Here is a 22,716-nt window from a genome sequence, read left to right as displayed (position 1 = left end):
CATAATTGTGTATAGAATTAATCAATTGAAATAAGTAAGTGTATTTTTAAAAACACTAAGTTGTTGACGGTTGGTATTGACTGTCAACCCTCAAATAGTAACGGTCAATATATTTCTATGCTTCCGTCAGTATTCAAAACTTGTATTCCTAGAGAAGAAATTTTAGAGGGGGAACTCTCTTCTGACTTATTCGCCGCCAAGCTACGACTGGTTGTGGAAGGGAAAGCGCCGCAAGTCTACCAAGACCCCACAGCCTTTTTCGCTAATACATTTGCCACCGATGGTTTGAAAACCCTAATCTCGGAAGTGTTCGGGCGGTTGGTAGGTGCTGCTGTCGGCTCCCCCATTATTCGACTGGAAACCAGCTTTGGTGGTGGTAAAACTCACGATGAAATTGCTTTGTGGCATATTGCTAAACATGGACGAGAGATTCCTGGACTAGACCGTTTTACTGACAATATTAATTTAATTCCAGATCGACCGATTCAAGCAGCTGCTTTAGCTTGCCAAGACCTCGATCCAGTTAACGGTGTTTACCATGCGGACACTGGCGTTACCACTTATACCCTTTGGGGAGAAATTGCTTATCAAATTAATGGTGTAGCAGGTTATAGCTTGCTTAAAGGTTCTGACGAACAGCGAGTCAGTCCAGGCACAGTGGTTTTAGAAAGGATAATCCAAGGGCAACCCACAGTCATTATCATCGACGAAATTGCCTCATACCTGAGAAAAGCCAAGGCTACTCTAGTTGGTAATAGCAACTTAGCTGGACAGGTAGTTGCTTTTTTATTCGCCCTCATGGATTTAGCAGCATCTTGTAATAATTTAGTATTTGTTTACACGCTGGCTTCCTCCACTGACAGTTTTGGCGAAGAAACCACCGAAATCCGGGAAACCATTTCCGCTACCGCGAGGCAAGAGCGGATCATTAAACCCAGCACTGATATTGAAATTTACAATATAGTTAAACAGAGGATGTTCAGCAGCATTGAAGCTAACGCTGCCAATAATGCTTCAAAAGAATATTTACAAACTTATAAAGCTAGTCGGATTAATTTACCAGATGGTTGCAAAGATGCACGCTATGCCGACAGTATCGAGCAGAGTTATCCCTTCCACCCAGAATTATTTAATCTGCTGACTAAAAAGATTGCCTCCATCCCAAACTTCCAACGCACCAGAGGCGCTTTGCGGTTATTTGCTAGAGTTATACGTTATCTGTGGGACGATACTACTGCATGGATACCGCTAATTCATTCTCACCATATTCCTGTTGGTATTGAAGAAGAAATCACCAGCGATTTGACTGCCCGTTTGGAACGTCCTTTGATGCGGATTACGATCCAAGCAGACATTTACAATAAAGATGGTAGAGAGGCACACGCTCAGTTACAAGATGCAGAATGGATTGCTGCTGGTAAACCTCCCTTTTCAACCTGGGTAGCTCGGACTATTTTTTTACACTCTATTACTCAAGGTATATCTGCGGGTATTCGTCGCGCCGAATTAAATTTGTCTTTGTTGACACCAGGGCTAGAAATTGCTTTTGTTGATACTGCCTTAGAAAGGTTGAGTGAAGTTGCTTGGTACTTGGAAAATGATCCGATGACAACTCTGGCTCGTTTCAAGGAAGAACCATCAATCAATAAAATTATTGCCGAAGAAAAAGCTCAAGTTGGAATTACCGAGGCAAAGGATGATTTACGAAGTCGCCGCGATGCCATTTTTGCTAATAGACTACTCACCTTAGTTATTGCACCGGAATCACCAGCAGATGTGGATGACGTGTCCGATAGTATTGCCCTGTGTTTAATTGACTTTAACGAGGCGACTATTTCTGTAACTACCGAAGGGCCACCGCCAATGGTGGAGAAAATTTTTAATGAAACAGGTGAGTCGGGTAAATTCCGTACTTTTAGAAATCGTTTGTTATTTTTAGTTGCCAACAGGCAAGAATTAGAACGAGCAATTGACAATGCTAGGGAGTTTCGGGCTATTCAAAATATTCTAAATTCTCCCAATCGCTTGCAAGATTTATCAGAAAATCAGCAAAAACAACTCAAAGATAAAAAAGGTTCTCTTGATTTAGGGGTAAGAGTATCTTTAACAAATGCGTACCGCCATTTATTTTACCCTGCTAATGACCCAGTAAAAGCTCCCAAGGGTTTGATGCACTATACCCTTCCTGCCCAAGATTCTAGCGATGTGAAGGGTAAAAATAATCAACAAGATGTCATTTTAAAAGCACTGAAAGATTGTCAGAAAATTCGTGCTGATGACGCACCATTCTACGCCCCTGCTTATATTTTGCAGAAGGTATGGCTGTCTGGGTTAAACCATTGGACAACTAAAGCATTAAAAGAAGCTTTCGCCAAAGATTTGAGTTTAAATATATTCGTCGATGCCGAAATCTCAAAGCTGCGAGATACCATCCGCCAAGGTTTGCAGACTGGTAACTGGGATATGAAAGTAGGAGAAAAGCTGTTTATTAAAACCGATGACGGTAAAATTACCCTACCTGACTCCATAGAATTTTCTGAACGGATGGAACTCTACCGCCGGGGAATTCTGGAACCACCGAAACCGCGAGAAATTGAACTGAATGCTCAAGTCTTGTCCAGTACAGAATCGGTAAAACCTGTGCGGATACGGTGGAAAGCATCGGGGGCTTTGACGATTAAGCTGTATCAAGATGGGAATTTGGTTACAGGGGATTTTCGCCCTAGCGATGAACATGAGACAGCGATCGCTAAAACCACAACTTTCAAAATTGTAGCTGACTACGGCAATGGCGAAGTAGAAGAAAGGGAAACCCAAGCCAAGATATTGCCTTATGGTACTGGGACACCCAGCACACCAAGCGCAGGCGAAGATGGGAACGGTTCGTGGGATGATTCACCTCTATTTAAAGCCAAACCGGAAGAATTTGATTTGGAGGGAACACTAGATCGGGTATTTAATGAATTAGGCGATCGCATCCAAGATAATCAAGTTCAGGGTATCCAGTCGTTGGAAATCTCCGTTGGGCAAGTAATGGACTACCGCAAGTTGATGACGGCTTTCCCTATGTTGATCAAGCTACCCTTGCAAATCGACCAAACGGCAACTATTACTGTTAATGAACAGTTTATCAGGTTAGAGTACCAAGGGCCAGTTAAAGGATTTCAGAGTTTTCAGGGGGCTGTTAACACTTTGCTAAGTAGCCCGGATGTAAAAGCTGACGTGTCGCTGAAGCTAGTATTTGAATTTTCATCTCCAGTGCAACCAAACGGCGCAGAAATCAGTAATATCAAACAAGCCCTGAATCGTAATCCGGTTGACAGGCTGAATTTGACGGCGAAAGTAACGTACTGAGATGCAAGAGTTTCAATTGCGAGTGGTTCCTACAGATAACAATAACTTTGCCCTGGAGTTGTATCAATGTGCTTATAAAAAAGCCGGTGAAAAAAAGCGTCCTTCTGCTAAAAGAATTGGGCGTTTAAAGGGCAATGCTTTAATTCAGGTGAAACAGGCAATTTATGATTCTTTGAAGGCGAATAATTATGACCCCAAAACCCTAAGTCACAATCGCCAAACTCCTTATGTTTTGAATGAGGAATCAGGGATAAATCTGGCATTATTGTTTCAGACTTTGCAACCGCTTTCTAAAATAGAACGCATTGCGAATATTGCTCAAGGGATTAGAGCCATGAGTTATGAGGAATCGCACTACTGGTTTGCCAAGATTAGCAATGGGAAACGTAATCAGGCTTTGAAAGCGATTAGAGTCCTTTTGGGGGATTGATATTCTCGTTAATTATAGTCCGTCTGTGCGGACTTAATTTATGTGGCGGTGACTTATATTTATCTGTTAATTTTGCTACTATAGTAAATTCCAAATTTTACGTATTAATTTGAATTATGCCTAAACGCCCCGATGTTTTTATTGAAAAAATGATGCCTGTGCAGGTATTAAATGAGCAAGTTAATTTTGAACACGGGGGAAATCCATTTAAAGGTTTACATCGCTGGTATTCGCGTAAGCCATTGTCTTTTAGTCGCGCCAGTGTGTTGGCTTCGATATTACCAGCAGATATCACAATGCAAGAATTTGAATATTTGCTGGGGTTGGTGCCGGGGAAGGAGGTAAAGCTATATAAAACGCCGCCTAATTCTGTGCAAATTAAGAAGGTACAGGATTATTGCGAGAAGGTTTGGGGAACTCGCACACCCACAATTTTAGATGCGTTTGCAGGTGGTGGGAGTATTCCGTTTGAAGCGGCGAGATATGGGTTAAATGTGCTGGCTTCTGATTTAAATCCTGTGGCGGTGGTGACGATGAAGGCGGCGATGGAATATCCGCTAAAGTTTGGCCCAGATTTGCAACAGGATATTGATAAATGGGTGAAGTGGGTAGGGGATGAAGCGGAGAAAAGGTTAGCTGAATTTTTCCCTTCTTTACCTGGGGAAACTGTGCAGAATTATTTATGGGCGCATACAGTTGTTTGTCCTAATTGTGAGTCTGTTGTTCCATTGAGTCCTAATTGGTGGTTGTATAGACGTTCTGAAAAACAGAATTGGCATAGATGGTGTGCTGTGAAACCAATACCTAACCCGAAAAATAAGCGTGTTGATTTTGAATTAATTAAGGGTGTAAAAGGTAAGGGAACCACTATTAAAACAGATGATGAAGAATATGATCCAGATACAACAACAACACTAAGTAGAGGTGTTGGGAAGTGTTTTAACTGTGGCAATGTAATTCAAGATGATATAATTAAAAGCTATTCATCTATCTATAATTTAGGGCATCAATTATATGCAGTAGCTTATAAAAAGGGTAGTTCAGTTTTAGAATTTAGATTGCCAGAGCAACAAGATTTTGAAGGAATTGATAAGGCTGAAGAATATCTAAAACAAAAATATTCAGATTTGTCCATTAACAATCTAATTCCAAGCGAGCCTACTAGTACAGGTCTGCATGATTCACCTCGTAACTACGAATATGGATTACGCAAATATGAAGACTGTTTTAACCGTCGTCAGTTATTAATACTTTCGACTTACATTGAAATTATTAACGAGGCAAAACTACTAATTTTAGCTGACTACAATAGAGATAAAGCTGAAGCCATTTTAGTTTATTTATCTCTTATATTAGACCGCTGCATAGATAAAAACTCACGGTTATCACATCTAGATGCTGCAACTGGTTCAGTTAAGCCAGCAATGGGACAACATTCACTGAATTTATTTTGGAATTACCCTGAAACGAGTATTTGGGGTCTGTTATGGAATTATGAAGGTAATCGTACTGTTTCAGATTATTCTGGAATCTGTAATTTATTAGATACTAAATATATATTTAAAATACCTGGACTTGAACGACACGATCCAAAATCAATTAAAATCGATGCAGCATCAGCCGATAACTTAACTCACATTTCTGATAATTCCGTAGATGCAGTTATCACAGATCCACCTTACTACGCTACGATTCAATACGCAGAACTCTCAGACTTTTTCTACGTTTGGCTAAAACGCACCCTCGGCGATATCTTCCCCGAATTATTCTACCTAGAACTCACTGACAAAGACCGCGAAGCCGTTGCTAATCCTTCCCGCTTCCGCAACATGGGCGATAACCCCGAAAAACTCGCCAACCAAGATTACGAAGCAAAAATGGCGATGGCGTTCGCTGAATATCACCGTGTCCTCCGCGACGACGGCGTAATGACAGTACAATTCAACCACAAAGACTCCGGCGCGTGGGATGTCTTAGCCAAATCCCTCATCGATGCTGGTTTCGAGATTACCGCATCATGGGCTGTCAGTACCGAAAACCCGCAAAACTTGCACCAAGCGCAGAAAAACGCAGTATCCAGCACCGTGCTTTTAGTATGCCGCAAACGCGACCCTAACGCCGAACAAGCTTGGTGGGATGACGTGCGAATTGACGTGCGAAATATCGTCTTTGAAAAAGCACCAGAACTCGAAAAAAGCTTAACTGAAGATTCTCGTCCTGCTGCTGATAGAGTAGCAGATCCGCAACGCCGCATTAAACCCCCTGGTATAAACTTGTGCTTAAGTGCTTTCGGTTCAGCTTTGAGTGTGTTTACCAAATATAGTTCCATCCTCGACAGTGCAGGTAATCAAGTTGAACCCAAAGCAGCATTTGAAGAAGTACGCCAAGCAGTAGTCGAATACCGACTACAAAATCTGTTAGAAGGTAAAGACTTCAACGGTATCGACCCCTTAACCCAATGGTACATCCTGGCATGGGATACCTTTGAAGCGCGAGAATTCCCCTTCGATGAAGCTAGACAACTCGCTTTAGCAGTCGGTGGTTTTGATGTCTCCGATTTAGTCAAAAAACACAAACTACTCGATTCTGGAAGCGGTTACTGTAAATTACTCACCCCGCAACAACGCTTGAAAAAACGCGCCTTCTCCGTCACCGATACTGAATTTTCTGCCAGATATTTAGTTGATGGACTCCACGCCATTATCGCCCTTTACCAAGAGGAAGACAATACAGAACCAGTCCGTAGATTTCTCAAAAATACTGGCTTAGTTAGCAACGATTTATTTATGCGGACATTTGAAGTAGCGTTGAAAGTAATTCCGCGCATTGGTGATGAAAAGAAACGCTTGACTGAAGAAAAAGCGTTATTAGATTTGTGGTTGGCTATGGATGAAATCAAAGCTAAAGTGTCTTATGTGCAACCTGAGCTATCTTTAAATTATGGACAAATGAGTTTGAATTTAGAGACTGATGATTGAGGGCTGTTGACCGTTAACAGACAACTGTCATAATTAATTAATGGAGGAAATAACAAATGAATCAATATGATTTTAGTGTAGAGCTAAAATCTACAGGTCAAGCTGAGGCGTTAAAAGATTTAGAACTGGCGAAAAAAACAGCAGAAAGCAGAGGAATTTTATCAGAATACCCATCTAACAGAGAAATCGAATCTGTATCTATCCCATTAGAAATATCCGCTAAAATCAATCAGGAGATATTAGACCTGTCAGGAGTTGTCAGAATATCTAGAAGTAGTGGTATGTCTTTCAGATTTTATGAAGTTCCAGAGGGTAAAGATAAATTGATTCAAGAATGGTTTGATGCTTGTCAGCAAAATTTATCGGATAAAGTTTCTAAATTAATTATCCAATCTTAACAAAAGCTATATCATGACTTTCTTTGCTAACAATCATCAATCATCAGTCAACTAATAATTATAGGAGATAATCAAACATGAAGGTTAGAGGCATAAAACGTGGTCAAAATATTGAAATATTAGAACAACTTAATAATATTCCCGATGGGACAGAAATAATCATAGATGTAGAATTTATTGCCAATCAAATTACAGAGCCACAACTACTATTAACAGACGAGGAGAGACTAGCTAGACTAAATCAATTATTCGGGGCTTGGAAGAACCAACCTGAATTAACAGAAATATTTGCAGAAATTGACCAACAGCGCCATACTTATCAAGGCAGAACATTAGACTCACTTGATAATCGGGATAACGGCTAATGTATCTACTAGATACCAATATTTGTATTGCACTGCTGAACGAAAATCCCCAAGCTGTTACTAAATTTAATCGCTTTTTCAGCCAGTGCTATCTATCCATTATTGTAGTTTCAGAACTATATAAAGGCGTTTATTGTTCTCAACAGGTAGCCAAGAATCTAGAGATATTAGCACAGTTCACTGAACTCTTACCAGCAGAACCTTTTGAAATAGAAGCAGCTATCGAATTTGGCAAGATTCAAAGCGAACTCAGAAAAATTGGGAAACCAACCGGAGAATTTGATGCTTTGATTGCTGCTGTAGCTCGTTCTCGTGACGATATTCTTGTTACTAACAATATCAAAGATTTTATCAATATCCCCAACTTAAAATTAGATAACTGGTTAGAAAGTTGAAAAACCTGCGTGAATATCCCTGGAAAATTAGTTACACCAGCAACACCCACAACACCATAACTGATTTCTACATTCCTGCTTTAGAGTGTGCCATTCAATATGACCGGAAAGCAGGTTTTTTTAGCAGTGCCATTTTAAGTAAAGTTGCACGGGGTTTAGGTGCAATGCTGCACAACAAAGGGCGAATGCGGTTAATCATGGGTTGTCAGTTTAGCCCCCAAGATTTACAAGCAATTCAACAGGGATACGAACTGCGAGACGCATTGCTATCTCGTCTAGACGCAGACTTAAAACCACCAGAAAGTTTTGCCCAACTCAAACACTTAGAAATTCTCAGTTGGTTAATTCAAAACCAGTATCTCGATATTAAAATTGCTATTCCTCTCAAAGAAAATGGACTACCTGAAGATAGTACACAGCAACTAGACCCACAGCATATATTTCACGAAAAAGTTGGCATTTTTACTGATAGCAAGGGCGAGAAATTAGCATTTAACGGTTCCAATAACGAATCTATCGGTGGCTGGGAGAGGAATGTAGAATCCTTTCACGTTTATTGTTCTTGGGAGGGAGGGAGGGAACTAGATAGAGTTGAAGAAGAAGTAGCGAGATTTGAGCAACTTTGGTATGACGTATCGCCTAACGTGCGAGTCTTTGAAGTTCCAGAGGCGGTACAGAAAAAGCTGTTGCGTTACGCAAAATCTACTAAACCTGATTGGAATGCCCAGGCTGAATTTGACTCTAGACCTCTAACAAAAATAGAATTAACTGAATCAGAACCAGAAGCACAACCAGAACCGGAACTAAAACTAGACTCTTCAGCTATTTGTACAGAAGTAAGTGAAGAAGAACGGTTGGCATTTACTCAACTTGCCAATATTCATGAACATCCCGGCTGCTTGGACTTTTGTTTAAAATCAATTCCCATTCACCCCTGGCCACACCAAATTAAAATCCTGCGCCGCGTTGCTCAAAATTTTCCCCAAAGTTTTCTCATCGCTGATGAAGTTGGTTTAGGAAAGACAATTGAAACTGGTTTAATTCTGCGTTATCTGCTGTTGTCCAAAAAAGTGAAGCGGGTACTGATTTTAGCACCTGCTAGTGTCCAACCCCAATGGCAAGAAGAACTACGGGAAAAATTTAATCTGCATTTTTGGAGTTACACATCTACAGAATTTAAAGACCCCTACAAGCGGACTATCCCCGCAGCAGTTAATCCCTGGAATACTCAAGACTTAATTCTGGCTTCTTCTCATTTGGTGCGGAGAACTGACAGAATGCATCAGCTATTATCAGCAGAACCTTGGGATTTAGTAATCTTAGACGAAGCCCATCATGCACGTCGCAAGAGTCCTCAAGACCGCAAGGAAACGCCCAATCGCTTGTTACAGTTAATGGCACAGTTGAAGGAGAAGACAAAATCCCTGATTCTTTTGTCAGCAACTCCCATGCAAATTGATGCCATAGAAGTTTTTGATTTGTTAAACCTGCTGGGATTGCAGGGGCATTGGAGTTATGGCGATAACTTCTGCTATTATTTCGCCTCGCTACAAGCTGCTGTCAAGCAGGAAGTAATTAATTTTTGGCAAGTTATGTCTAGCGATTATTTTCAGCGCGGCGGACAACCTTGTTCTAGGTTAGAGCAGTTTTTGACCAAAAGCGATCGCATCCTCGCTTACAAAATGCAGGATACTTGGCAACGGGGTAAGAAAATTTCCAATCACAAACAACTATTGGCAGATGAAGACTTTATCGACACCTCACGCCAATACTTGACAGTGAACACGCCCCTAAAAGACTTGATGTTCCGCCACACCCGCGACACTCTCCGACAATACTATCAGAGGGGACTGTTAGAGCGGGATATTCCTACTAGAGTTGTGCAGGATAATGCTATTACGCTGGAACCCCAACGGGAAGTACCGCTTTATGTAGCTGTCAGCGACTATGTACGTCACTTTTACCGACTGGCACAAATAGATCAGCGTTCTTGTTTGGGTTTTTTGATGACCCTTTACCGTAAACGTTTGACCAGTTCATTTTATGCTATCAAATCATCTCTGCAACGTCGTTTGGATTATTTGTTAACTCAACGGGGAAGCGTTTTAAGTGACGACGATTTAGTAGATGTGGATAATGAGGATGATGCAGTGATTGCTGGTCTGGAATCTTTCTTTGAACCAGTAGACCCCCAGGAAATTCAATATCTTGAAGATTTACTACGGCAGTTTGAAAACACTGGGGAAGATAGCAAGCTTTCTCGCTTTATTCAAATTTTACGCCAAGAATTAACTGACCGAGAAAGTGCGATCGTTTTCACCCAGTACACTGACACGATGGACTATCTACGGGATACATTGAAGGAGTTGTACGGTAGCCAAGTAGCTTGTTATTCAGGTCGTGGTGGGGAATTGTACCAGAATGGGGAGTGGTGTCTAGTTCCCAAGGAAGAAATTAAACGCCGATTTCGCCAAGATGAAATCAAAATTCTCCTCTGTACTGAATCTGCTTCCGAGGGGTTGAATTTACAAAATTGCGGTGTGTTGATTAATTATGATATGCCTTGGAATCCGATGCGGGTCGAACAGCGTATTGGGAGAATTGACCGCATTGGACAAAGGTATCCGACTGTGCGAATCCACAATTTTTACTATGATGGCACTGTAGAAGCAAAGGTTTATCGAAAATTGCGCGATCGCATTAATGCCTTTGCCACTGTTGTTGGTAATCTTCAGCCTATTCTAGCCCAAGTCCCTACCTTTATTGAACGAGCTGTTATGAGTGCTGATCCAGAAGAAGAAGATGTTTTAATGTCTCAATTCGATTCTGTGTTAGACAGTCCACCACCTCGTTTGGCAATTGAAGAAATGGTAGCGATGGACTTAGACGCTGATTTAGCAGAAATTCAAAAACCAATTCCCTCTACTCCTTTTACGCCAGAAATTATTGAGCAGTTATTCACCAACTCAGCAATTTTAAAAGCCAGTGGTGTGCAGTTTGAGAAAAGGAGCGAACGTACTTGGCAACTGAATTACAAAGGGCAGGATTACACAGTTACTTTTTACCCTAATGTTTTTGATGAAATGCCTTCCCTACGTTTAATGAATTTTGGCGATTCCTTGTTTGAAAAAATGCTACAAACTATTAATTTTTGAGCATACAATTTTAACATTTATATTACTGGCGTAGTGGCGTATGGTGTGGAAAATAAACGAAAATATGGGATCATATCATCCCATAAATTAATATTTTTATAATTTTCAAACCTTCTCAAAACGAACCGTTCAAAGCTTCATTTTCCCGTGGCATATTGACGTTTTGAGCATTAAAAATGATTTTAAAAACAATATCTCTGCCAGACTGCTTCAACACTTGCAGATAAGCAACAGCATCATCACGTCGGCGAAATCTTTTCACAACAATATTTTCTTGATTGGGAATACCACGGACAATACACCACGGTTTTAATTGCTCAGAATAAGTCATATTCTACCCCTTAAAAATGCTGTAAAATAACCATGCTATGTGCTTTAAAATCGCCAAATTTTACCTTAAACGAGGAGGTATACTCAAAGACAGGTCAAATTGATATTGACAATTAGAATTTCGTGTGTATTAGATTGATTGGAGAGATATATAGCATTACGACTGGAATAAAAAAGTGTACTGAGTCTGAAAACCTTTCAGTAATCAAACCGGATTGCTATATGTAGAATAGAAATGTTATTGATATCAAGGCGAATGAGCCAGACATAGCAATTGCCAAATTTGTTCGGGAACTTCTTCAAAATGTTCAAGTAAAAAGTCCATGAATGCCAAATGTCGTAAATCATTATGCTGAGGATAGCGTCTAAACTTACCTTGCTTAAACCAACCTCTGACCGTAGAATCAGAACGACAGCATATTAAGGCAATTTGTTCATAACTCACATCCCATTTGGCATAAAATTCTTCTGGTTTCATACTAAATTCCCAGTGACTGTAGAGTGAAATTAGATGAATTTCTCTTGCCCCTAAAATCCGGGGATTAGACATTAATACACCTCAAATATGTAAATATTTGAACTCATTTCTTACATCAGGTATTTGTCAGTCACAGAGTTTATAGACACACAAATAAAACCCAATTAAGCGGGTTTTAAACTCTGGATTCACTCTAAATCTGCGTTAGCAGATATAGTTAAAATAGTTCCGTTATTTATAATGGCTAGAATACCGATTCAGAAATAGCCAGAAATAGTGGGTAGGGTGCAATACGCTTGGGTTAAGCCTTTTTTCTCCCCCTGCTTCCCCTGCTCAATAACAGTCCGCCCTAACAGATAAATGTCCTTAAACAAACGGTATTGGGATAGTGCTTCGAGTCAAAAAAAAACGCCCTCTGACCACATTTTTGCACGAGCTATACTGTGAGGAGGGCAATTGAGTTTTTGACTAACCTTCTCAGAATAGCTTGACTGCAAATCCAACTTCAGTCGTACTGGGTAAGTTGGGGTAGTTCACCAGCTATTTGATGTTTTAATATCTATAACAACTGGAATAGGGCTGAGAAACTTTTGGGCAGCAGCAACCATACAATTGTGTAATATATGGTTAACTTGGTCAACTTCAGTCTCTGGACATTCCAGTACAATTTCATCATGTCTTACACAGATGAGTTTTGTTCTGAATTTAGTTAATGGAGTTGAAAGTTTTACCATAGCTAATTTGTTGATGTCGGCATTTAAACCTTGTACTGGATGATTAAATAGCTCTGATAATCGGGGCTTGTTTACCCATCTCCGTCGTCTGTTTGCTAGTGTACGACTTTCCTTAATGCCTTGGATGTATTTACGTTTGATGTTTTCATGCCACTTAGCTATTCCAGGATAAGCTTCAAAGAATCGTTTTCTGAAAGCTTTTGCTTGTTCTAATGTCATTGCCACTCCATATTTTACTTGGGCGTAAATTTGGAGTTTGGCAGCGCCCATACCGAAAATTAATCCAAAGTTTATTGCTTTTGCTAGTCTGCGGTCTTCTTCAGTCACTTCATTGATATATTTTCCAGTTACTAAAGATGCTGTTAATCGATGTAAGTCAGCCCCCTGGCGATAGACTTGGCACATCTTTGTATCACCACTAAGCCGAGCCATAATTCGTAGTTCTATTTGGGAGTAATCGGCTTTGATAATTTTATAGCCAGGGGCAGCAATGAAGCAGCTACGGGCTGCTTCATCACGGGGAATATTTTGTAGAGGTGGTTTGCGGCAAGAAAATCTACCGGATTTTGCTCCTAATTGATAATAGTTGGGATGAATTCTCCCAGTTTTTGGGTGGATATGCTGGGGTAGTTTTTCGGTAAAAGTGCCGATAATTTTAGATAGACGGCGGTAATCTAGCAATGCTTGAATTATGGGATACTGTGCAGCTAAAGAAACTAATTTACTTTGATTAGTTGAGTTGATTTTGATACCAATAGCTTGTAGAGCAGCCAAAACTTGCTGAGGTGAATTCGGGTTTACTGTATCTGTTAGTTCTGGCAGCAATGATATCTGAGAGCTAGCAATACGGAGTTGCTTGAGTTGGCTTAAAGCCTCTGTTTTTTCAGCTTCTAGTTTTGCACCCAGTATCTGCCATCGGGACAAGTCAAATAGCATTCCGTTAAGTTCCATTTGAGCTACAACAGGCATACACTGAAATTCCAGTCGGGCAATTTTGAGTAACTTTGCCTGCTTTAACTTGTTGAGGAGAATTGGGTAAAGGTCAAGTAATATGGCAGCATCTACGGCAGCATAGTGCAATTGAACCTTGGTAAGAGGTTTACACCAATCGCTGATTTGTTGAGTTTTATCTAGTTGAAGGTGTAGTAGCTTTTTAACTATATTTTGTAAGGATGAGCTTGTTTTTAATCCTGCGGTTAGAACTTTATAAGCAAGTTGGGTATCGAAGAATTTACCGGAGGGTTGAAGTCCTGCGAGTGTGAGAAATTGCCAGTCGAATTTGGCATTATGAGCAATTTTGACAGCAGAGTTACAAAGCAGTTTTTTGAGTAGTGGGCGATTGCTTTTGGGAATAGCTGGTAAATCAATTAGCAGTACTGGATGGTTTGGTGCAGCTATTTGAATCAGTCTAATAGAATCAGTTAGAGGGTCAAGTCCTGTTGTTTCACAATCTATGGCTAAAACTTCTGCCTGAAACAGACCTTGGAGAGCCGAATTAAGAGTTGAAACATTGGAAACAAGAGTATATTGTGGGGTATAAATACTGGGATTGTTTGTATTTATTAAGCCTGTATTCATAATGAATTTAATTTGAATTTCTCACCTAGAAGCGATAGCTTGTATATGTACCAACTTCAAAATATTTAGTTTTATACAAAGATTTGAAAACCTATTAAAGAGAGGTAATACTATAGCGGTGTGCAGTTGAGGGAGATACAAAAACTTTGCTAGAAAGATTGTACAGCAAGTACTTTTGTCTTCTCATCCGAGCGATAACCGCCATATCGATATTCCTCTCTTTATATGATTAACTGACTTTACGTTTACCTGTTTTTGCAATGTTAGAATGCTGAATATTCTCTCGAACAGATGTAAAAGCAGTAGGAGCCAATTCTCTAATAATGGGTGTGACAATTTCTGGTGCAAGTTCTAAACGATGCTTTATCTGTGCTTGCAACCAGGCTAAAGGAACACATTTATTGTTGACTTTTTGTTTGATAATTAAGTCAGGATTGGATTTTGAAGCTTTTTTTATGGCAGTGGCAATTTTTCTGGCTGTCCGTAAATCAATTTTGTCTACATCAATGCTAACAAAGTTGTTTGGTTGAGGTTCTGGTTTTGATGTAATCCGGTTAGTTAATTGATTTTGATTTTCCAACTTTAGAGATTTCTTAATATCACTAGATTCCATCTGTGATTGTTCAGATGTTGTGTATTCGATGTTGAGCGTAAATTTCTGCCACAGATGGACTATTCCCACAACGAAATCAACGAGTATCACAATGGTATATAAGGCTGTAATTCCAATGATGAGATGATTTAAAATCTCTTGAATTTCTTGAGTATTCATGATGACTAACTTGAAAATTTATGTTCATAATTAAAGAAGCGATCGCTTCCATTTAACAGAAAAATCCTCAGATGAAAATTTGAATAGACTGAGGATTTCTGGAAAATTCAGAACAAGCTAATTTGCACAGTTGAATTTGATGAAGGTTTGGGAGTTGGAGTGCTTTGGGTCGAGTCTAAGTTAGGCTTGGCATTGACATGACGCTTACCCCATCCTTCTTGTGCTGCGTGTTTAACTATGCTGCGTCGAATTGACCTGCTAAGATAGTTGAATTCATTTTTTACCTGATTAAAATGAATGATACGATTATTGCTGGCATTGCTCGTATCACCATCACCTATAAATTCATAAAAACTCTTGCAACCCTTTGGTAATTTATCGTATTTGGTTAAAACTTCATTACCTACCCAAAGATAAAGGTCAGCGTAGTCCCTATGTAAAGGTGCTTCGTAAGTTGCAGGCATCATGTAGGTAAGAACTTCTGTGGCTGTGCTGGAAACACCAACCTGATCCTGTTCGTATTCAGTGAAGATAAGTTCCAATCGCTCCTGAATACAAGCAAACTTCAGCCATTGGGGAATCGTATCACTCCAAGGACTGCGATGAATTACCAATGGCCCTGCAAGGTAGCGAACATGATGTAGGGAAAATTCAGCTATTTCTAAGAGACTTGCTAATAATTCTTTTGGTGTATTTAAACTTGCCAGAATTTGCAGCATTTTTTGGGTGTTGTCTGGCAGTTTGGTACTATTACCATTACTGATTTCTGCCATTATTTCTGGTGAAATTAAATTCATTTGCTCCATTTTTCATCTCGATATGAGCGCATCACCCAAAATAGCCAATCGGCTAAAAAATTAATGTCCAATAGGTGAAGGCTGATACTAGATAAATCTTTTTATGCTGGCATTGCTACAGTTTTTTTAGGTAATGTCAATGAATAACGAACCCACAATTAACCAAAATCTTGATGCTGACGACAGTAGTAATTATCAGTCTGGCAGTGGCTATCAATCTGAAGGTTACGGTGTTGAGCAATTAAGTTCTGGAGATAGTAGTAATCCCTTGCAAGCAGACCAATTTAGGGATGGTTATCAAGAGAATATTTTTGAAATCAATCTTGGGGATACACCTTACACTGAATCGGCTGCTAATCCCAATCCTCAATTACCAGGATATGGCTCTGGTTCAGGTTACAAGTCTAAGAAAAGTCAACAGTCAGCAGAAGAGGAGCTAGAGTTATAAGTCATATTTTCACTCTCTTTCTATACCCCATAAGCCAATACGGTTCAGTTAAGCAAATTTATCTGTTAAGGCAGGCAGGGGGAGCAGGGGAGGCAGGGGAAGCAGAGGGAGAGAATAAAAGCTTAACTGAACTGTATTGCCCCATAAGCAACAAGTAATTGGGTTTTTGGCGTTGCTGATCAGTGGGATGATTTTTGTCGGGCTTACGCCCCGCAACTCTTAGAGACGCTCCGCGTAGCTTGCTTAAGAGCAGGGGTACGCTAACACGCAGAGACGCAGAGACGCAGAGAGTAAGAGTTTGAGAGATTGAATTTTTAATTTTCATTCCTTCATTCAGCAACGCCGGGTTTTTATTCAATAAATTACTTTGCTTGTTGGGGTATAGTTGCTGTCATTTTTAAACCTGGAATTATGAAGATACCAAAAGCATGGATATCTCTTCTGGTTGTCATAACTTGTATTATTTATAGTATCGCTGCACAAGCCACAATCAACACATTTGGTGATGGCAATTTACCGACTCGAATTGTAGAAGTTGCAAATCCTCAGTCTCGACTACCTGCTACTAAAGTTTTGCTGCCAGACTGGAGCCGCATTTCTCTGGCCCAGCTACCAGGTATCAGTCAATCCGGTGCAATTGATGGCAGTCCCTACAGTCAAACACTAGGTTATGACCTGAGTCGCACTTGGAATGTGGGTATGACTCCTGACCAATATTTGAAGTTAGGAGATATCAGTGAAGCATTGCAGGCAGAGGAGTTTTCTTTGCAGGCGATCCAGGCGATCGCTCTGGGCAGAGTACCAGAGGCAAACACAGACATTAACAGTATAGATTCAAACAAAATTGCCTTGAGTGAATTTCCCCTGATTGGGGAACAGACATTGAGCCATTTGGCTCAGGTTGTTCCAGAATTAGCTAAGACACAAGTAAACAATATTACACCTGTTGCAACCTTACTAAAATCAAAGGGAATTGCTGCATCTAATTTAACACTAGCTCAGGTACTAACACAGTATGAAGTTGGGCAAATGAAGCTGGGAGAAATCGACTTGTCAGAGTTTTCTATTTCTTCAATTCCTAACTTAGATGCAGTACAGCTACAACAATTTACAGGTTGGATGAATAGCAATGTTTCGGATATTCCTGGTTTGGGACAAGTACCTTTAGGATTAATGCCTAATCCCATCACTGAAATTGGTAGCTTGGTAATGCGGATTGATGTAGTTCATGGGCCAGCAGAAAACCGCCGTAACAATACGATTTCTGGTTCCGATGTGCAAGGGTTTTCTGTGCCTTGTAGTGAAAAAGACTGCGCTTACTTAGAATTGGATGATTTGGAGAATACAGGTCGTAGCGATCGCAGTAAGTTGGAAGGTAAACAGTGGATTTCCGGGAAATACCAAGAAGTCGAGGGCGGGCGGGGTATCCTGAAAGCAGTGAACAACGGTCGGGAACCAACAGGAAGGATACCGTTTGGTAAAGCTTTTAAGGTCGTGGTAATGGAGCCGGATGAAACGACTGATACGGTAGATACGGCTTTGTTCTTTCGGTTCTGTGCTTGGCGAATGGGTTGTACACCTTATTTTATCGGGCCTGTTCCTTTTTTCAGCTACAAGGTTAACTCCCTGATATTTGTAGGCAATTTGAGTGAACAGAGGACAAATACTGCATCTTTACCAACTGGAGCGACAAGAGAGCCTAAAGCTAGCACTACCAAGCGTACTGGAGTAATAGAGAAGATTAATCCATGCGCGTTCAGCAATGGTAGTCGGTCGATAACAGATCAATCATTCTCCGGTATTGATTTGCGATCGCTCTCAAATGCGATCGCGGAAATTGAGAGTGCTGGTAGCGGGGATTACAAAGCAGTTGGCATACATACCTGTGCAGATGGGGGTTTAAATTGTGGTCGCGCTCTCGGTCGCTACCAGTTTATGAGTTATAACCCTTATGCAGTGAAGTTAATTGCTGCCAAGCCTGGAGGTCAAAAGTTCTTGAGTCAAGTGGAGCAAGGGCATCAACCAACAGAGGCTGAACTATTTGAGTTTTTTCCTCCAGCCGACCAAGATAGGGCATTTATGGCTGATATGGCTAACAAAATTCAAGTGACACAAGAGCAAATCGATCCGGCTACAGGACAGCCATTTACGGGCGATCGCCTAATTGAACGAGTGGCTCAAAAGCATTTTGGTGGTGATTACAGCAAAGTTGATGGAAATGGCTCAGATGCCCTCGGCCGTCTCAGTCTCAAAGATTACGGCAAAACCGCTTTAGCTAGTTATCGCAACAGTAATAGCGATAATGGAACGCGGACCTGTTCTCCCAATGTAAATTCTAGCTACATCAGCACTGCTAAAAATACTGAAAATGGGAGGTAGAGTATGACAGATTTATCTAAAACTTCTATTACTTCACCCTATGAGATAAAAGAAATACTGGATACTGAGCTGCATTCAAAAATACACCTTGGGGAAACAGGGGAAGGAAAGGGAGTTTATTCTTCTTCCGCCTCCTCTACTCAGTCTCAACCACTGAAGACAACTGCATATCAATTACCAGCACCGACTATGAGGGTACGCTACTGGGTTCATTGGTTTCGCATTGGTTTGGGCATCTTTTTGTTGCTGTCGATTCTCATGAGCTTAGGGGGCTGTAGCTTAAATGCGGCAACCGTTACTTGGAACAAAGCTGCTAATGTTGTGCCTGCTAGAGTCGTTGAACAGGTGATTGTAGAAAATACAGAGTTGAATGCCAAAGTATCTGCTAAAAATATACTGGCTTGGAGTGTGGAAGGAAAAGACGGCAGGTTCGCAGTTTTCAACTTGAATACGCCTGATGTCTGTGGTGCTTTGGGATGTCTGTATACTGGTTACTGGCTCAGAAAGGACAAACCAATTACTCAGGTATTCTTGAGTTACTTGAATCCCAATCTGCCAACAGGTAAACATTTGTTGTCAGTGGGAGAGAACCGAGGTCAGGCATTACCGTGCATTAGGGTACTGCAAACCGAGCAAGAGCAGCTACGCCAATTGAATTTTTGTTTCAATGGCACCGGCTATCAACTTGCTGATAGTCAGCTTTTCACTACTGGTAAAAAATCCCAAAGTTGATAACTTGAAAGCTGGAAGAAAACTCTGCCATAGTTATCTTAGCTACGGCAGAGTTTTCTTCTAAAACCTCTAGGAAATTCCCATTAAATCGGTATCTAGGTCAGTGGTGGATGAAGAGTGCTGTACATGGATAGCCGGGCGTTTAGCCCGTGTTCAGTTAAAAGACCGCACACAAGTGGAGCAACTGCTGTGTGGGGTATATACCAAGTACATAAGTACTGAGTGACTTTTAATCTACTCAGGACTCATGACTCAGCACTAAGTAGTGGGTAGTTTACCAGCACAGACGCTATAGTTGCATTGGACTATTCCTCATCATCCAGTTCATCGTCTTCTTCCTCAAAATCATCATCGTCTAACTCAGCTTCTAAATCGTCGGTTTCATCGAGGAAGTCGTCATCGTCAATAAGTTGAATTTTGCGAGGTGGCTTGGTCGCTGGTTTCGATTTCCGAACGCTTTGAGTTTTGTTCCTATTTTTATGTGGTGGCAATACTTCTACGTCTACAGATACCGATTCTCCTGGCAAAGCAGGTAGGGATTGAGGTTCATTAAAACCAGCGATCGCATCATGTTGTTGCCAAATGAGGGCTTTAGCTGTGGGCTGACCCAAATAAAATTGAGACAGATTTTCAACGGTGGGTTTGGTATAATCTACAGTCTTACAACAGTCGTGTTTATTCTTACCTTCACCTTCTTTGACAGCTTTGAACTCAACTGACAGCACACCTAAGCTACGCCACCTATCGTTTTTGCCGCTAAATGGCACTTGGAAATAGTCAGCAAAGGTTTTCTCCAAAGAACGGTAGAATTCCTCACGCACTGACTTAAAACTCCAGAGAGCTACATTCTTAAAGCGGACAACGACAGGAGTAGTATGCAGGGGTTGATTATCCTCATCCAGAAACACTAGTGCATGTTCTGAACACACATCCATTGTTTTCTTGTCAAGGTTATGCTTGTATTCATCATAAAGCCCAACAAAAGAACCACCTAAGTCTTCAACATCTGATTTATAACGGATATACTCTGGTACAAAAGCTAAAACTAGTAAACGTGCTTGAGTAATTAAAAGTCCAGTAACATCTTCAGTTAAGGTGACAATAGTTAGGTCGTCCTCCTGTGGCATATCAAGCCAGCCAGCCTTTTCTAGCTGATCTTCTGGAATTAGAAGTCCGGCGGGTTTGTCATTAACGACAATGCCGTAAGGCAGTAACGGTCGTCTAACTTGGTTATAACTGTCGCTGAGAAGTTCTGGGTCAATATCGTCAATATCAAGGTCTGACAATTGAGTGTTAGGAGCTTTAGATTTAGCTGCTTGAGTTTTGGTATTAGTTTTGGGATTAGAAGCAGCAGTTTTAGCAGTAGATTGATTGGAGCGATTAGAGTTGTTTGAAACCCTAGATTTAACCATTGGAGTACATAAATATGATTGCCCAACGCATGAGGCGTTAGCCTCAAAACTTATTTACCAATCGTTGTTTATGAGGCAATTACTCTCCACCACAGATTTAAACTACGCCATCAAATAAAGTATCTTGAATGCTAATTTACAAACCAGCGAAAATATATATGAGGATGAAAGGAGGTTAATCATGAAATTATCACCACTATATATACCCACTATATATACAGTGAAAGCAAGAGGCTCAAAAGTAAAGGTAACGTATAGTTGTAGAAAATTTATTAACAGTTCGATTTGATACGCTGGATGAACAATTAGCCACAATTATTCAGACTATTCTAGAGTTACCTTCACAAGAGTATGCTTTTTTACTGTTGCAGTTATCGAATCTCTCCCGTGAGGATTTATTGGCGAGGTTTAACAGCAACCACTCATAAAGCTGTTATGTATCTGACACTCCTCTAGAAATAGAGTTTCTAACATTTCTAAAAAAATGTCCATAAGGTCAATACCCTAGCTTTCACTTGGTAGCTAAAATTTCTGCTAAATGCCTACTTAACTGCTATGAAAATTTACCAGAAAAATCTACCACACAACCAGATAACTGCTAACTCGACATTAATTGAAGTGTCATCCTTTCAAGCACAAGAGGCTAGTATTGACTTTGGCAAGTTGTTTCAGCAGTATAACAATCCCCAAGGTTGGATGATGGTAGGTGGAATGCTCTTCGTTTTACTGTTGTTGCAAATCAGTGGTACTGGTAAGGGAAAAATTACCACTGGTAAAGTCTCCGGTATTAGCGAGAAACTAGCAGCAACTAACCTAGCACTCAAGCAAATCAAGGAGCATAAACACAATAAAGTTACCCTGTGGTCTGGAACTCCTCGCTATTGGGTAAAAGGTAAATGGCGGGGGTTACTGGCTAACATACAAACTATGCTTGGTGCTGCACCTACAGTTTGGTTTCCCAATGCCGAAAGCGGAACACTGGTAATAGGTGCGCCTGGGTCTGGTAAAACCTACTCTACCATAGACCGGATGTTAGAAAGTGCGATGCAGCAAGGTTTTCCGATTTTACTCTACGACAAGAAGGGCGACCAACTACGACTCCATGCACCCTTAGCAGCCCGTTATGGTTACAAAGTACGAGTATTTGCCCCCGGTGAACCCTTTAGCGGTGTAATTAATCCTTTGGATTATATGCGTGATGCACGGGATGGGGTAATGGCAGGAGAAATTGGACAAGTGATTAACCGCAATGCTTCCAGTGGTGGTAAAAGTGATGAGTTCTTTGCTAAAGCTGGTGACTTGTTAGCTAAAGCACTTTTACAGTTAGTCAAGGGTTCACCTTACCCAGATATGGCGATGCTTTATGCTGTGCTGCGGTTGCCAAAACTTGTACAGCGCCTTGACCATGCAGTACAGTCAAAAAGGTTGGATGAATGGGTGGCGACTTCATTTATTCAATTTTTGAGTGCTAAGGACGCAGAGAAGACTATTTCGGGGATTTTGACCACAGCAGCAGGTACTTTCTCATCTTTCATCCAAGCTGATTTGCTGCGAGCATTTATAGGGAAATCGGATATTCCTACTAAGCTTGAAGGTAGAGAGATGGTGGTGTTCAAGCTAGATGATGAACGTCGCAGTGTGGTTGGGCCTCTGCTGGCGGCTGCAATGCACTTGATGATTGTTGGTAATTTAAGCCGTCCCCGCAAAGATCCGTTGATTATTTCTTTGGATGAATTACCATCAATTAAGCTGGACAGATTACCACAGTGGATTAATGAATATCGTTCTAATGGTGCCTGCTTTATTCTGGGTATCCAAAGTTTAGAGCAACTTTACGATATTTATGGAGATAAAATGGGGAGTGCGATCGCATCAGCTTGTAGTACTCATGTTTTGTTCAATCCTGGTAACTACAAAACGGCTGACGATTACTCAAAGCGTTACGGTGAGAAGGAAGTGCTGATTAAAAATCGTACCACAG

The 22,716-nt window shown here is 40.7% G+C and carries 17 protein-coding genes; 11 read left to right on the top strand and 6 right to left on the bottom strand.

Going from position 1 to position 22,716, the window contains the following annotated elements; translation table 11 throughout:
* Nucleotides 1-117: 117 nt before the first annotated feature.
* The 7 genes from HWQ39_RS03400 to HWQ39_RS03370 all read left to right on the top strand — a co-directional run bounded on the left by HWQ39_RS03400 (nt 118) and on the right by HWQ39_RS03370 (nt 11,075).
* Nucleotides 118-3,354: a DUF499 domain-containing protein gene (locus HWQ39_RS03400; RefSeq protein ID WP_292841595.1), complete on the top strand. Its 3,237-nt coding sequence runs from the start codon at nt 118-120 to the stop codon at nt 3,352-3,354.
* A 1-nt stretch (nt 3,355) separates the two neighbouring features.
* Nucleotides 3,356-3,784 carry a hypothetical protein gene (locus HWQ39_RS03395; protein WP_015130210.1) on the top strand — a complete coding sequence of 143 codons (429 nt, stop codon included), beginning with the start codon at nt 3,356-3,358 and terminating at the stop codon, nt 3,782-3,784.
* Nucleotides 3,785-3,900: 116 nt separating this feature from the next.
* Nucleotides 3,901-6,762 (top strand): DUF1156 domain-containing protein, encoded by a 2,862-nt coding sequence (locus tag HWQ39_RS03390; RefSeq protein WP_292841584.1) that lies wholly within the window; start codon nt 3,901-3,903, stop codon nt 6,760-6,762.
* A gap of 56 nt (nt 6,763-6,818) precedes the next feature.
* Nucleotides 6,819-7,160: a hypothetical protein gene (locus HWQ39_RS03385; RefSeq protein ID WP_292841581.1), complete on the top strand. Its 342-nt coding sequence runs from the start codon at nt 6,819-6,821 to the stop codon at nt 7,158-7,160.
* Nucleotides 7,161-7,237: 77 nt separating this feature from the next.
* Complete coding sequence (locus HWQ39_RS03380) at nt 7,238-7,525, top strand: hypothetical protein (protein ID WP_292841578.1); 288 nt, start codon at nt 7,238-7,240, stop codon at nt 7,523-7,525.
* On the top strand, nt 7,525-7,920 hold the full coding sequence (locus tag HWQ39_RS03375) for a type II toxin-antitoxin system VapC family toxin (protein WP_292841575.1): 396 nt from the start codon (nt 7,525-7,527) through the stop codon (nt 7,918-7,920). The genes HWQ39_RS03380 and HWQ39_RS03375 overlap by 1 nt, the downstream gene beginning before the upstream one ends.
* The gene (locus tag HWQ39_RS03370) at nt 7,917-11,075 is read left to right on the top strand and encodes a helicase-related protein (RefSeq protein ID WP_292841572.1); all 3,159 of its coding nucleotides are present in this window, start codon (nt 7,917-7,919) and stop codon (nt 11,073-11,075) included. Before HWQ39_RS03375 ends, HWQ39_RS03370 begins: the two co-directional genes overlap by 4 nt.
* A gap of 115 nt (nt 11,076-11,190) precedes the next feature.
* Here HWQ39_RS03370 and HWQ39_RS03365 read toward each other — a convergent pair whose 3' ends face one another.
* From HWQ39_RS03365 to HWQ39_RS03345, 5 genes are all read right to left on the bottom strand, one after another.
* On the bottom strand, nt 11,191-11,406 hold the full coding sequence (locus HWQ39_RS03365) for a hypothetical protein (protein ID WP_292841569.1): 216 nt from the start codon (nt 11,404-11,406) through the stop codon (nt 11,191-11,193).
* A 246-nt stretch (nt 11,407-11,652) separates the two neighbouring features.
* A complete protein-coding gene (locus HWQ39_RS03360; RefSeq protein WP_292841566.1) occupies nt 11,653-11,955 on the bottom strand; it encodes a hypothetical protein in 303 nt (100 codons plus the stop codon).
* A gap of 461 nt (nt 11,956-12,416) precedes the next feature.
* The gene (locus tag HWQ39_RS03355) at nt 12,417-14,195 is read right to left on the bottom strand and encodes a bifunctional 3'-5' exonuclease/DNA polymerase (protein WP_292841564.1); all 1,779 of its coding nucleotides are present in this window, start codon (nt 14,193-14,195) and stop codon (nt 12,417-12,419) included.
* Between the two features lie 229 nt (nt 14,196-14,424).
* Nucleotides 14,425-14,967 (bottom strand): hypothetical protein, encoded by a 543-nt coding sequence (locus HWQ39_RS03350; protein WP_292841561.1) that lies wholly within the window; start codon nt 14,965-14,967, stop codon nt 14,425-14,427.
* Nucleotides 14,968-15,074: 107 nt separating this feature from the next.
* Complete coding sequence (locus tag HWQ39_RS03345; protein ID WP_292841558.1) at nt 15,075-15,764, bottom strand: hypothetical protein; 690 nt, start codon at nt 15,762-15,764, stop codon at nt 15,075-15,077.
* Between the two features lie 139 nt (nt 15,765-15,903).
* On the opposite strand from HWQ39_RS03345, the gene HWQ39_RS03340 reads away from it, so the two are divergent.
* The 3 genes from HWQ39_RS03340 to HWQ39_RS03330 all read left to right on the top strand — a co-directional run bounded on the left by HWQ39_RS03340 (nt 15,904) and on the right by HWQ39_RS03330 (nt 19,323).
* Complete coding sequence (locus HWQ39_RS03340; RefSeq protein WP_292841555.1) at nt 15,904-16,212, top strand: hypothetical protein; 309 nt, start codon at nt 15,904-15,906, stop codon at nt 16,210-16,212.
* Nucleotides 16,213-16,623: 411 nt separating this feature from the next.
* Entirely contained in the window at nt 16,624-18,591 is a 1,968-nt protein-coding gene (locus tag HWQ39_RS03335; protein WP_292841552.1) for a M23 family peptidase, read from the top strand.
* A 3-nt stretch (nt 18,592-18,594) separates the two neighbouring features.
* Nucleotides 18,595-19,323: a hypothetical protein gene (locus HWQ39_RS03330; protein WP_292841549.1), complete on the top strand. Its 729-nt coding sequence runs from the start codon at nt 18,595-18,597 to the stop codon at nt 19,321-19,323.
* 305 nt (nt 19,324-19,628) lie between these two features.
* Here the strand turns inward: HWQ39_RS03330 and HWQ39_RS03325 are convergent, their stop codons facing one another.
* Nucleotides 19,629-20,735, bottom strand: coding sequence for a DUF5895 domain-containing protein (locus HWQ39_RS03325; protein ID WP_292841545.1), 1,107 nt, complete (start codon nt 20,733-20,735; stop codon nt 19,629-19,631).
* Between the two features lie 555 nt (nt 20,736-21,290).
* Here HWQ39_RS03325 and HWQ39_RS03320 point away from each other — a divergent pair.
* Nucleotides 21,291-22,716 (top strand): type IV secretion system DNA-binding domain-containing protein (locus HWQ39_RS03320; protein WP_292841542.1); only part of this gene is annotated, 1,426 nt, incomplete at its 3' end.

The sequence above is a fragment of the Nostoc sp. NMS8 genome, from assembly GCF_017115045.1.
Lineage (GTDB): Bacteria > Cyanobacteriota > Cyanobacteriia > Cyanobacteriales > Nostocaceae > Nostoc.
Note: the sequence above shows the minus strand (reverse complement) of the source record. Positions and strands in the feature narration are given on the sequence as shown.